Origin of the sequence: Nonomuraea sp. SBT364 (genome assembly GCF_001083785.1) — a bacterium.
GTDB lineage: Bacteria > Actinomycetota > Actinomycetes > Streptosporangiales > Streptosporangiaceae > Nonomuraea.
Map to the genome: position 1 here is coordinate 1 of NZ_LAVL01000218.1, position 12,503 is coordinate 12,503.

A 12,503-nucleotide genomic window follows, 5' to 3' on the forward strand; every position below is an offset into this window, starting at 1 on the left:
TCGCCCCCCGTTCCGCCAGCGCTCCCGTCGCAGCCGGGCCCGGAGCGGATCGGCACGTTCCCGTCGTATCCCAGCTCGGACGGGGTCTTCCCGCCCGCCCCGGCCTACAGCACGAACGACGTGCGCAGGCCCGAGCCGCCGCCTTCCGTGGACGTCTCGCCGATGGAGCCCGAGCAGGAGGAGTTCCTGCCGATCTTCGCCTCGGTGGAGTCCGCCTGGTTCCGCAGGCCTCCAGGCGATACAGCACCGGAATCGAACCGGGATGAGCAATCGCCCGCGCAACCCGTACCCTCTGGGGAGGAAGCGTGGCGAACCGCCGCTGACGCCGGTTGGCGGGCGGCGGCCGCCGCGAGCGACCCCAGCCTCGGTGGCACCACTGCCGCCGGGCTTCCCAAGCGCACCCCCAAGGCCAACCTGGTCCCGGGCACGGCCGCCGCTCAGCCGGTGGCACAGCCGCAGCAGCGGCAGGCCCCGGCCCAGCCGTTGTCACCTGACCGGATACGCAGCAGGATGGCCAGCTACCAGCAGGGAGTTCGCCGGGGTCGGGCGGAAGTACGTGAACAGGAGGAACGAGAGTGAGTGAGCGTCCTGCTAGGGAGGGCGAGTGACGACCCTCAGCCATGAGGCGCACCGGTTCGACTGGCTGATCACCGACTTCGTGCGGAACACGCCAGGAGTCGCGCACGCGGTCGTCGTATCGGCGGACGGGCTCTGCCTGGCCGCCTCGGAGGGTTTCCCTCCGGACCGGGCCGACCAGCTGGCCGCGGTCTCCGCGGGTCTGCTGAGCCTCACCGTGGGCGCTTCCCGGGTGTTCGAAGGCGGATCGGTGTCGCAGACCGTCGTCGAGATGCAGCGCGGACTGCTGATCGTCATGGCGATCAGCGACGGCTCGGTGCTGACCGTGCTGGCCGGGCCCGACTGTGACATGGGGCTGGTGGCGTACCAGATGACGCTGCTCGTCGACCGGGCGGGCCAGGCGCTCACCCCGGCCCTGCGGGCGGAGCTGCAGGCGGCCAGGACGCGGTGATGCAGATGACGGGAGAGGGTCGTGTACGGCAGTGACGGCGCAGGGGACGACGAGCCCCTGTTCCGTCCCTACGCGGTGACCGGCGGCCGTTCCGAGCCGCGTTATCACCTCGCGATGGAGACGCTGATCTCGTCCATGTCCATCCCGGACGACGAGATGGCCCTGCTCACCCCGGAGCAGGAGGCGATCATGCAGCTCTGCAGGTCGTTCCGGTCGGTCGCCGAGATCTCGGCCCTGCTCCGCGTCCCGCTGGGCGTGGCTCGCGTGCTCGTCGCCGACATGTCGGACGAAGGGCTCGTCCGGCTGCACGCGCCACGCCTCAGCCAGGGACAGCCAGACCTCAATATGCTCGAAAGGGTGCTCAGTGGACTTCGCAGGCTCTAGCCCCGGGCTGACTTCGACGAAAATCGTCGTCGCGGGCGGGTTCGGCGTCGGCAAGACGACGTTCGTAGGGGCGGTGTCCGAGATCCTGCCGCTCACCACGGAGGCGGTGATGACGGACGCGTCCGCGGGCATCGACGACCTCGGCCACACGCCGAACAAGCGGACGACGACCGTCGCCATGGACTTCGGGCGGCTCTCGCTCGACCGTGACCTGATCCTCTACCTGTTCGGCACGCCCGGACAGCACCGGTTCTGGTTCATGTGGGACGACCTGGTGAAGGGCGCGATCGGGGCGGTCGTGCTGCTCGACACGCGGCGGCTGGCCGACAGCTTCCCCGCCATCGACTACTTCGAGGAGGCGAAGCTGCCGTTCGTCGTCGGGATCAACGGCTGGGACGGTCAGTTCCACCACACCGACGACGAGGTGCGCGAGGCGCTGGCGCTCTCGCCGCAGGTCCCGATCGTGCGCACGGACGCGCGCAATCGCGACTCGGTCAAGGCGACGCTGATCTCGCTCGTCGAGCACGTGGTACGGCTGCGCGCCGCGCCTGTTCGGTGAGCGGGGCGGTAGCAGGTCGTTAGCTGGAATTGTCGGATATATCCGGCATGATCACACTACGCTGCTAGGTCTTTCTTCGGGTCAGCTGAAAAGGCGTGCACAGGAGTGTGAATCGTGTGGATCGCGGTGGGGGTGGCCCTGGCCGTCGCCGGGGTGATCGTCTGGTCGTTCCGGCGCGGGGCCTCCGGCGCTGACGAGGCGCCGGAGCCCGGCTGGGACTGGGAGTCCCGGCTGGAGGAGAACGCCCGGGTGGCGTTCATGGAGGGCCTGCGGGCCTGCCACGACCGGGCCGTCGTGAGCGAGGAGCGGGGCGTGCTCAGGCTCTTCGAGCCGCCCCGCGTGATCTCGCTGCCGTTGCTGGCCGACCGGTTCGCCGCGCGCGGCCAGGACGGGCTGCACGACCCCGAGGGCGTGGTGCGCGAGCTGGTCGAGTGGTGTGCCGCCACCGAACGGCCCGGCGTGCTGCACCTGAGCGAGGGCCTGCCGGCCGGCGAGGCCGACGGCATGGACGGGGCGGCCTTCGGCGCCGCCGTGCGCGAGCTCGTCCGCCCGGGGAGCCCGGCGGGCGGCTCCTGGTACCTCGACGAGGCGGGCGGCTGCCTGGAGGTCGTCGTGCCGGGGGAGTACGCCACCACGCTGCTGCTCGACCTGGGGCGGGTGCACGAGCGCTATCGGGCGGCGCGCGGCGAGCGTGCCGGGATGCCCGCCGGGGCCGTGCTGCGCGACGTGGTGTTCGGCCTCATCGCCGCCGACGGCCCCGGGCTGACCTGGACCAGGCCGCCGTCCGAGCGGCACCGTACGGCCGTCCTGGCCGCCGGCCGCACCGCCCCGGAGCACCGGACGGCCGGTTGAGCGCCCGGCCGGCGCGGACCGGCTGAGCCTCACCCGGTCGTGCGGCGGTGGACCAGGGCCTCGATGCCGTCGAGGACCCGCTGGAGGCCGAACTCGAAGGCGTGCCCAGCGCTGTAGGCGCTGCCCATGGCCTCACCCGCCGCCTGGCCGACCCGGGTGGCCGTCGGGAAGCGGCTGGCGTCGGCGATCCGGCTGAAGAACGGCGCGTGCGCTGCCCACCACTGCTCGTCGCTCACCCCGGTCTGGCTCTCGGCCTGCGCCGCCTCCACCGCGCCCCTGGCGGTGCCGTGCACGAACCCGGCCACCAGGGTGATCACCGAGTCCATCTCCACGTCCGTCAGGCCGATGCCGTCGACGGCGCGCAGCTCGTGGTCGTACTTGGCGGTGGCGTTGGGGCCCAGCACCGGGCGGCTGGCCGCCACCTGCAGCAGCCAGGGGTGGCGCAGGTAGAGCTCCCAGTTGTCGCGGGCGATCCGCTCCAGCCTGGTCCGCCAGCCGCCGGGCACGTCCTCCAGCGGCGCCTCGCCGTAGACGGTGTCGAGCATGACGTCGAGCAGCTCCGGTTTGCCCGGCACGTAGGTGTAGAGCGACATCGTGCCCACGCCCAGCCGCTCGGCCACCCGGCGCATCGACAGCGCCTGCAGTCCCTCGGCGTCGGCCACCTCGATGGCGGCGCGCACGATCCGGTCGACGCTCAGGTCGGGCTTGCCCTTGCGGCTGACGCGCTCGCTGGTGCGCCAGAGCAGCGCGAGGCTGCGAGCCGGATCTCCCTTGCCGCTGTACTCCACTGTCACCCTCGTACGGTACACCGTACGGTCAATCATGCGCGGTAGAAGGGCACCGGTTCCGGGGCGAGCGGCGTGTTGCCGAGGACGAGATCGGCCGCCTTCTCCGCGAGCATCATGACCGGGGCGTAGATGTTGCCGTTGGTCACGTAGGGCATGGCCGAGGCGTCCACCACGCGCAGCCCGTCGAGGCCGTGGACGCGCAGCGTGGCGGGGTCCACGACGGACATCGGGTCTACGCCCATGCGGCAGGTGCACGAAGGGTGCAGGGCCGTCTCGCCGTCCCTGGCCACCCAGGCCAGGATCTCCTCGTCCGTCCGCACGGACGGGCCGGGGCTGAGCTCGCCGCCGTCGAGCCCCGCCCAGGCCGGCTGGGAGAGGATCGCGCGGGCGTGCCGGACGGCCTCCACCCACTCACGCCGGTCCTGCTCGGTGGACAGGTAGTTGAAGCGCAGCGCCGGCTTGACCCGCGGGTCCGCCGAGGTGATGCGCACCGAGCCGCGCGCGTCGGAGTACATGGGGCCGATGTGCACCTGGTAGCCGTGGCCGCCCGCGGGCGCCGAGCCGTCGTAGCGCACGGCGATCGGGAGGAAGTGGAACATCAGGTTCGGGTAGGCCACGTCGTCGTTGGAGCGGATGAACCCGCCGGCCTCGAAATGGTTGGTGGCCCCCGGGCCGCCGCGCAGGAAGAGCCACTGCGCGCCGATGAACGGCCTGCGCCACAGCGCCAGCGACGGCTGCTGCGACACCGGCCGCGTGCACGCGTGCTGGACGTACACCTCCAGGTGGTCCTGCAGGTTCTCGCCGACGCCGGGCAGGTCGTGCAGCACCTTCACCCCGGCGGCCGCCAGCACGGCGGCGGGGCCGACGCCGGAGACCTGCAGGAGCTGCGGCGAGTTGATCGCGCCGCCGCACAGGATCACCTCGCCCGCCGTGATGCGCTCGCCGTCGCACACCACGCCGGTGGCGCGCGTGCCGTCGAAGACGATTCGCTCGACGAACGCGCGGGTCCTGACCGTCAGGTTGCGACGGCGCCGCACCGGGTGCAGGTACGCGCGCGCGGCGCTCAGCCTGCGCCCGCGGTGCAGGGTGCGGTCGAACGCGGCGAATCCCTCCTGGCGGAACCCGTTCACGTCGTCGGTGAGCGGGTGCCCGGCCTGCTGCACGGCCTCGAAGAACGCCTCGAACAGCGGCCCGTGCGCCGGCCCGCGCTCCAGCTTGAGCGGCCCGTCGCCGCCCCGGAACTCCGAACCCGGGTCGGCCAGGCAGCTCTCCATCCGCTTGAAGTACGGCAGGCAGTGCGCGTGGTCCCACTGCTCCATGCCGGGGTCGGCCGCCCAGCGCTCGTAGTCGAGCGGGTTGCCGCGCTGGAAGATCATGCCGTTGATGCTGCTGGACCCGCCCAGGACCTTGCCCCTGGCGTGATAGACGCGGCGGCCGTCCAGGTGCGGCTCGGGCTCCGACTCGTAGCGCCAGTCGTAGAACCGGTTCCCGATGGGGAACATGAGAGCCGCCGGCATGTGGATGAACACGTCCCACCGGTAGTCCGGCCGCCCGGCCTCCAGCACGAGCACCGACACCGACGGGTCGGCGCTGAGCCGGTTGGCCAGCGCGCAGCCCGCCGACCCGCCGCCGACGATGACGTAGTCGTAGTTCACCTGGCGCTCACCTGGGCATCCAGTCCTTCCACACGATCTCGTTCTCCTCGACCCACCGCTGGGCGGCCTGGTCGGCGGTGAGCTTGCGGTTGATCATGTCGCTGGCCACCGCGTTCTGGTCCTCGTTGCTCCAGTTGAAGTTGCGGACCAGCTCGTACGCCTTCCCGCCGCGCTCGGCGAACCGCTTGCTGACGATCTTGTCAAGCAGGTACGGGGGGTAGTCGCAGGCGACCTTGACCGGATCGGCGTCACAGCCGATGGCGTGGGGCGGAAGGTTGATCTTCGCCAGTTTCACTTTGCTGAAGAGCCATTGCGGTTCGTAGAAATACATCAACAAGGGCGTCCGATTCTTCGTCGCCGCTTGGGCCGCCTTGATGAGCGCGGCTTCGCTGCCGGAGTAGACGACCTGGTAATTCAGGTTGAGGTTCTTGACGATCGCCTCGTCATTGGTGACGAAGGTGGGATCGCCGTCCAGGACCTGTCCGGCATTTCCGGATCTTGAGGTTTTGAAGAGGTCGGCGTACTTGTTCAGGTTCCGCCAGTCGGTTATGTCCGGATATTTCTTGACCATCCACTCGGGGACATACCAGCCGATCACCCCTTTGTTGCCCGTGAGGCCGGCGGACAGCGCGACCTTCTTGCGCTCGATGTACTCCTCTTTCAGATGGTTGTGGCCCCAGTTCTCGACGATCACGTCGACCTCGCCGGTCTCGAACCGCGCCCAGGTTTCGTCCTCCTTGATCGGTCGCCTCTCCACCCGGTAACCCAGCTCGTGCTGGAGCAGGTAGGCCAGCACGGCGGCCTGGGCCTCGTACCCGGCCCACGGGTGGATGTCGATCCTGACCGTGCGGTCGCCCACGGCCGGCGGGGTGGGCGCCGCACTGGTGCAGGCCGTCAGAAGCAGGGCCAGCAACAGCGGCCCGGCGAGCGTCTTGGTTCGCATGAGAGTCTCCGCGACCGTGGCCCCGGTCCGGCGGGGCCACGGGTCAAGGGGTTACTGGGGGATCCAGGCCTGCCACTTGGCGGGGTTGGCCTCCACCCACTTCTTGGCGGCCTCCTCGCCGGTCATACCGCCGTTCGTCATGTCGTCGGCGACCGCGTTCTGGTCCTCGTTGGTCCAGCTGAAGTTCTTGACCAGCTCGTACGCCTTGCCGCCGGACTGCGCGAACCTGGTGCTCACGATCTTGTCCAGGTCCATCTCGGGGTAGTCGCAGGCGACCTTCTTCGGGTCGGCGTCGCAGCCCTCGGTCCACTCCGGCAGCTTGACCCTGACCAGCTCGGTCTTGCTGAACAGCCAGTGCGGGTCCCAGAAGTAGAACAGCAGCGGCTTCTTCTGCGCCTGCGCCTGCTGGGCGCCCTTGATCAGCGCCGCCTCGCTGCCACCGGTGACGATCTTGAAGTTCAGCTTGAGGTTCTTGATGAGCGCCGCCTCGTTGGAGACGTACGACGGGTCACCGAACAGCAACTGGCCCTTGCCGCCCGATTCGGAGGTCTTGAACAGGTCGGCGTACTTGTTCAGGTTCTTCCAGTCGGTGATGTCTGGATGCTCGTCGGCCATCCACTTGGGGATGTACCAGCCGATGACGCCCTTGTTGCCGGTGGAGCCCGCCTCGACGGCCGTCTTCTTCTCCTCGATGAACTGCTTCTTGAGGTCCGGGTGGCCCCAGTTCTCGATGATGACGTCGACGTCGCCCGTCTCGAAGCCCTCCCAGGCGAGCTGCTCCTTGATCTCCGGCAGCTCCACCGTGTAGCCGAGCTCGTTCTTCAGCAGGTAGGCGACCACGTTGGCGCTGGCCTCGTAGCCCACCCACGGGTTGATCGCGATCTTCACGGTCCCGGTGGGGGCGGAGGCGCTGGCGGAGCCCTCTGCGGGGGTGGCGCTGGGCGCGCTCTCCACGGTGGCTCCGCCGCACGCCGTGGCGAGCCCGAGCGCCAGCAGGCCTGCGAGCAGGCGAATCTTCATGTGACTTTCCTTTGGTGGGGGGAGGGGCGTCTGTCGGCGCCCTGCGTGATGCGGTCGAGCATGACGCCGAGCAGCACGGTCGCCACGCCCGCGATGAAACCCATGCCGAAGTCCGTCCGCTGGGAGAAGCCGAGCACCACGTCGTAGCCGAGCGCGCCGGCCCCGACCAGCCCGCCGACCACCACCATGGCCAGGGTCATGACGATGCCCTGGTTGGCGGCCAGCAGGATGGCCCGCCTGGCCATCGGCAACTGGACCTTCCACAGGAGCTGGCCGGGCGTCGAGCCCGCGGAGGCGGCCGCCTCGACGACCGTGCCGGGCACGTTCCTGATGCCCTCCTCGACCAGCCGCACCACCGGGGGGACGGCGTAGACGATCGAGGCGAAGATCGCGGTGAACCGCGTGGTGCCGAACAGGGCCAGCGCCGGAAGCAGGTAGACGAACGCGGGCATGGTCTGGGCGGCGTCGAGCACCGGCCGCTGCACCGCCGACCAGCGCGCCGAGCGGGCCGCGGCCACGCCCAGCAGCAGGCCGATGACCAGCGTGACGCTCACCGCGACCGCGACCGTGGTCATCGTCCGCATCGCGTGCTCCCAGGTGCCCAGCAGCGCGATCGCCAGCAGGCAGCCGAGTGCCGTGAGCGCGGGCCGCACCCCGCTCACCCGCCAGGCGGCCAGCAGCACCGCGGCGGCGACCAGCCACCACGGCGCCGTCGTGAACAGGCTCTCCAGCGGGTTCAGCAGCAGGTACGAGGTGGTGTCCTTGATGAACGTGGTGACGCCGTACCAGCTCGTCTCGGCCCACAGGACGGCGTCGTTGATCTCGGCCACCAGATCGACCGTGAGCGCCTCCGGCCACTCGTGCGGCAGCACGAGGCCGAGCGTCACCCCCGCGGCGGCGAGCGCGCCCGCGCCGGCCAGGCCGGCGCGGCCGATCCGGCTGTGCGGGCCGCGCCTGGCCACCGAGACCGTCATCCGGTCCAGCACCATGGCCATGACCACGATCGCCACGCCGGCCGGGAGCATGATGCCGACCTGGGCGCGCGAGAGCCCGAGGATGATGTCCGAGCCCAGGCCCGGCGCGTTGATCAGGTTGGCGATGACCACCATGGACAGCGCCATCATGATGGTCTGGTTCACCGCCAGCGCCATCGTGGACCTGGCCAGCGGCAGGTGGACCTTGACCAGCGTCTGGGCCCGCGTCGCGCCGAGCGAGGCCGACGCCTCGACGGCGGTGGGGGAGACCTGCTGGACGGCCAGCGCGGTGATGCGGATCGCCGGCGGGATGGCGTAGATCATCGTCGCGATCGTGCCCGCGGGCGCCCCGATGTGGAAGAACAGCGCCAGCGGCGCCAGATAGGCGAAGGTGGGCATGATCTGCATGACGTCCAGCACCGGCGTGACCGCGCGGTGCGCCCGCCGCGACAGTCCGGCCCAGATGCCCAGCGGCACACCGATCGCCAGCGACAGCAGCACCGCCGCCGCGACCAGGGCCAGCGTCTCGACGCTCGACTCCCACAGCCCCAGCACGCCGAACGAGCAGAACCCGGCCACCGCCGGGAGCGCGATCCGCCAGCCGCCCGCCAGCCACGCCAGCGCCCCCATGACGCCGATCAGCCCCGGCCACCCCAGCGCGGTCAGCGCGCCGTGGAACAGGCCGTACACGCCGCCGACGAACAGCCGGACGTAGTTGAGGAAGTACAGGAAGACCGGGTTGTCGTTGCGGTGGTCGTCGATCCACTCGCGCAGCTCGGTGACGGCCGCGAACTGCGGGGCCTCGCTGTCGTGCGGCAGCGTGCCGGTGCCGCGGAAGACCAGGTACGCCGCCGCGAACAGGACGGCGACCCCGGCGGGGGCCAGCCAGCCCGGTACCCTCAGGCCCGAGGGCGTGCTGACCGCCGTGCTGCTCATGCGGCCGTCACCGTGTCCCCGGTGTCCTGACCGGACAGGAAGGTGAGCAGGTCGACCCGGTCCACCACGCCGACCAGCTCGTCCCCGTCGACCACCCGGATCGGGCGGGAGGACTCCGAGGCGGCGGCGATGGCGTCCTTGATCACGGTGGAGGCGGGCAGCTCGGGCCCGTCGAGCGGCTCGCCCGGCTCGGGCGGGCGGCTGATCCAGCGCAGCGAGAGCACGTGGCTGCGCGGCACGTCCCTGACGAAGTCGGCCACGTAGTCGTCGGCCGGCGCGCCCACCAGCTCCTCCGGCGTGCCGAGCTGCACGATCGAGCCGGCCCGCATGATCGCGATGCGCTCGCCCAGCTTGAGCGCCTCCGACAGGTCATGGGTGATGAACACCATGGTCTTGCCGACCTCGCGGTGCAGGCGGATCACCTCGGCCTGCATGTCGCGGCGGATGAGCGGGTCCAGCGCGCTGAACGGCTCGTCGAACAGCATCACCTGCGGATCGACGGCCAGTGCCCTGGCCAGGCCGACGCGCTGCTGCATGCCGCCCGAGAGCTGGTCGGGGAAGGCGTCGGCGTGCCCGTCGAGGCCGACGAGCGAGAGAATCTCCGCCGCCCGCGCATGCCGCTCCGCCCTGGGCCTGCCCTGCACCTCCAGGCCGTAGGCGACGTTGTCGATGACGCGGCGGTGCGGCAGCAGGCCGAAGTGCTGGAAGACCATGCTGACGTGGTGGCGGCGCAGTTCGCGCAGCCGGGCCGGGGTGGCGGCGCCGACGTCCTCGCCGCCGATCACGACGCGGCCGGCGGTGGGCTCGACGAGCCGGGTGAGGCACCGGACGAGCGTGGATTTCCCGCTGCCCGACAGGCCCATGACGACGAACACCTCGCCGGGCCGTACGTCGAAGCTCACGTCCCTGACGGCGGCGGTGCAGCCGGTTTTCTCCCTGAGTGCGGCGGGTTCCAGAAACCTGTCATCGCACGCCAGCACCTTCGCCGCCTTGGGGCCGAAGATCTTCCACAGTCCCTCGACGCCGATGGCCGCGCTGTCGGGAGAAACCCGCACCACTCGCCTCCTCGCTTTGAGGGGGCAAACATATGTCGGGATTCACGACAATCTCAACGGTGTGACTCTCTGGAGACCTGGGTGCCTCTCCGGTGTTATGGATCTGGAACGCGACAAACGCCCATCAGCGGACATCCATCGATTTAGTGTGGTATTTCGCGCTGAAGGTGCGCTATATGTGGAGCTCCAGGTTCTATGCTCATGCGTCACACTGCTTGACTTATGTCGCGTTATGTTCTCTTGGCCGAGCTGGTCGGCATGTGTTCCAATTACCTGGATTTCCCCGCGGGTCGCATATAGCGCCGATTCCGGCGAGAGGGTTGCGTTCGGTGAGTACAGAGTTAGGGCAGCGGCCGCCAGAGGAAGGAAACTGGCGGCTGCGCAACTGGCGGGTCCGGGCCCGCCTCGTCGCGCTCATCCTCGTGCCGACCGCGGCCGCCGTGCTCCTCGGCGGGTTCCAGGTGTTCGCCTCCACCGGCGCCGCCGACGACTACGAGCGCACCAGCCGGCTCGCCCAGCTCTCCGGACAGGTCGGCGCGCTCACCCACGAGGTCGCCGCCGAACGCGCCAGGATGTCCTGGTACATCGCACGCGGCCGCCCCCAGGCCCAGCTCGCCGCCGTCCGCGAGCAGATGGAACTGTCCGACGGCGTCATCCAGGAGGTGCGCGGCAGCGCCGGCGCCATCCTGCCGGGCGTGACCGGCCGCACCGCCGACCAGATCGAGAACATGCTCAACCGGCTCGACGACCTGCTCGCCCTGCGCCAGCAGGCGCTCAAGGCCGATCTGCTGGCCGCCCCCGCCGTCGAGCTCTACACCGTCGTCATCGACGACCTGCTCTCCGTCCACGACGAGCTCATCAAGGGCAGCCAGGACGACGAGCTGATCCGCCAGTCGCGCATGCTGCACGCCCTCGCCGGCGCCAAGGAGAGCCTCTCCCTCCAGCAGGCCATGCTCACGACCGCGCTGAGCGAGGGCGCCATCAGCCAGGAGCAGCTCAAGCGCCTGCTCGGCGAGCTGTCCCGCGAGGAGAACGAGCGCGCCTCCTTCGCCGACGAGGCCACCGCCGCCGAGCGGCGCTTCTTCGACGAGACCGTCAACGGCCGCAGCGCCGACGACATGCTCTTCCTGCGCGAACTGGTGCTCATCAGGGCCACCGCCGGGCAGCCGCTGCGCGGCCTCGACCAGAGCACCTCCGACGACGCCGGGCTGTGGTTCAAGGCGTCCACCACCGTCGTCGACTCCCTGCGCGCCGTCGAACAGCGCCAGGCCACCGGCATCCTGGCCCGCTCCCAGGCGCTCAGCGCCGACGAACGGCAGCGCGCGTACGTGATCGCCGGCGCGGTCGTCGCGCTGCTCGTGGCCGTCCTGCTGATCACGACCGGCGTCGCCCGCTCACTCGTCCGCCCGCTGCGCCGGCTGCGCGCCGAGGCGCTGGAGATCGCCGGCCGCCGGCTGCCGGACTTCGTCCAGCACCTGCGCGAGTCACGCGACGGCGACGTCGACGCCGAGGTGCCGCCCATCCACGTCTTCTCACGCGACGAGGTCGGCGAGGTCGCCCGCGCCTTCGACGAGGTCCACCGCGAGGCCGTACGGCTCGCCGGCGACGAGGCGCGGCTGCGCTCCAACGTCAACGCCATGTTCGTCAACCTGTCCCGGCGCAGCCAGACGCTCGTCGAACGGCAGCTCACGCTCATCGAACGGCTCGAACGCGGCGAACGCGACGACACCCGGCTCGGCGACCTGTTCAAGCTCGACCACCTCGCCACCCGCATGCGCCGCAACAGCGAGAACCTCCTCGTCCTGGCCGGCCAGGAAGCCGCCCGCCGGTGGAGCGAGCCCGTCGAGCTCATGGACGTCGTCCGCGCCTCGCTCGGCGAGGTCGAGAGCTACGACCGGGTCAGCATCCAGATCCAGTCCGAGGCGGCCATCCTCGGCCAGGCCGTCAACGACGTCGTCCACCTGCTCGCCGAACTGATCGAGAACGCCGTGTCGTTCTCCTCCCGCGACACCAAGGTCGTCATCTCCAGCAACCGCATCGACGGCGGCGGCCTCATGGTGTCGGTCTCCGACAGCGGCATCGCCATGACCCCCGACGAGCTGGCCCAGGCCAACTGGCGCCTGGCCAACCCGCCGGTGGTCGACGTGTCGGTGTCGCGCCGCATGGGCCTGTTCGTGGTCGGGCGGCTGGCGCTGCGCCACAACATCAAGGTCCAGCTGCGCCGCCAGGACGCCGGCGGCCTGACGGCCATGGTCCTCCTCCCCGAAGCCCTCCTCACCGACATCCCCGGCGCCACCGCCACCCCCTACC

Annotated in this window: 11 protein-coding genes and 1 pseudogene; 6 read left to right on the forward strand and 6 right to left on the reverse strand. The window is 70.4% G+C overall.

Annotation, left to right across the window (positions count from 1 at the left end; translation table 11 throughout):
• The 5 genes and pseudogenes from ADY59_RS53040 to ADY59_RS43285 all read left to right on the forward strand — a co-directional run.
• Positions 1–579, forward strand: a pseudogene (locus ADY59_RS53040) (hypothetical protein); the annotation flags it as partial.
• A 25-nt stretch (positions 580–604) separates the two neighbouring features.
• Complete coding sequence (locus tag ADY59_RS43270) at positions 605–1,027, forward strand: roadblock/LC7 domain-containing protein (protein ID WP_049575902.1); 423 nt, start codon at positions 605–607, stop codon at positions 1,025–1,027.
• Positions 1,028–1,048: 21 nt separating this feature from the next.
• Positions 1,049–1,411 carry a DUF742 domain-containing protein gene (locus ADY59_RS43275; protein ID WP_049575903.1) on the forward strand — a complete coding sequence of 121 codons (363 nt, stop codon included), beginning with the start codon at positions 1,049–1,051 and terminating at the stop codon, positions 1,409–1,411.
• Positions 1,412–1,418: 7 nt separating this feature from the next.
• Complete coding sequence (locus tag ADY59_RS43280) at positions 1,419–1,970, forward strand: GTP-binding protein (RefSeq protein ID WP_082310845.1); 552 nt, start codon at positions 1,419–1,421, stop codon at positions 1,968–1,970.
• A 114-nt stretch (positions 1,971–2,084) separates the two neighbouring features.
• Positions 2,085–2,822, forward strand: a complete 738-nt coding sequence (locus tag ADY59_RS43285; RefSeq protein ID WP_049575909.1) for a hypothetical protein — start codon at positions 2,085–2,087, stop codon at positions 2,820–2,822.
• A 29-nt stretch (positions 2,823–2,851) separates the two neighbouring features.
• Here ADY59_RS43285 and ADY59_RS43290 read toward each other — a convergent pair whose 3' ends face one another.
• From ADY59_RS43290 to ADY59_RS43315, 6 genes are all read right to left on the reverse strand, one after another.
• Positions 2,852–3,616: a TetR/AcrR family transcriptional regulator gene (locus ADY59_RS43290; protein ID WP_156326102.1), complete on the reverse strand. Its 765-nt coding sequence runs from the start codon at positions 3,614–3,616 to the stop codon at positions 2,852–2,854.
• Positions 3,617–3,642: 26 nt separating this feature from the next.
• On the reverse strand, positions 3,643–5,265 hold the full coding sequence (gene betA / locus ADY59_RS43295; protein WP_049575915.1) for a choline dehydrogenase: 1,623 nt from the start codon (positions 5,263–5,265) through the stop codon (positions 3,643–3,645).
• A 7-nt stretch (positions 5,266–5,272) separates the two neighbouring features.
• Entirely contained in the window at positions 5,273–6,124 is an 852-nt protein-coding gene (locus tag ADY59_RS43300; RefSeq protein ID WP_231619169.1) for an ABC transporter substrate-binding protein, read from the reverse strand.
• Positions 6,125–6,259: 135 nt separating this feature from the next.
• Positions 6,260–7,228 (reverse strand): ABC transporter substrate-binding protein, encoded by a 969-nt coding sequence (locus ADY59_RS43305; RefSeq protein ID WP_049575920.1) that lies wholly within the window; start codon positions 7,226–7,228, stop codon positions 6,260–6,262.
• Positions 7,225–9,138: an ABC transporter permease gene (locus ADY59_RS43310; RefSeq protein ID WP_049575923.1), complete on the reverse strand. Its 1,914-nt coding sequence runs from the start codon at positions 9,136–9,138 to the stop codon at positions 7,225–7,227. Before ADY59_RS43310 ends, ADY59_RS43305 begins: the two co-directional genes overlap by 4 nt.
• Positions 9,135–10,193, reverse strand: coding sequence for a quaternary amine ABC transporter ATP-binding protein (locus ADY59_RS43315; RefSeq protein WP_331459579.1), 1,059 nt, complete (start codon positions 10,191–10,193; stop codon positions 9,135–9,137). The genes ADY59_RS43310 and ADY59_RS43315 overlap by 4 nt, the downstream gene beginning before the upstream one ends.
• Positions 10,194–10,522: 329 nt before the next feature.
• On the opposite strand from ADY59_RS43315, the gene ADY59_RS43320 reads away from it, so the two are divergent.
• The coding region (locus ADY59_RS43320) for a sensor histidine kinase (RefSeq protein WP_049575927.1) at positions 10,523–12,503 on the forward strand (1,981 nt) is incomplete at its 3' end.

Bases quoted from the DNA above. Each gene is read 5' to 3' on its own strand.
- ADY59_RS43305 (WP_049575920.1), bottom strand. From the start codon at position 7,228: ATGAAGATTCGCCTGCTCGCAGGCCTGCTGGCGCTCGGGCTCGCCACG.
- ADY59_RS43310 (WP_049575923.1), bottom strand. From the start codon at position 9,138: ATGAGCAGCACGGCGGTCAGCACGCCCTCGGGCCTGAGGGTACCGGGC.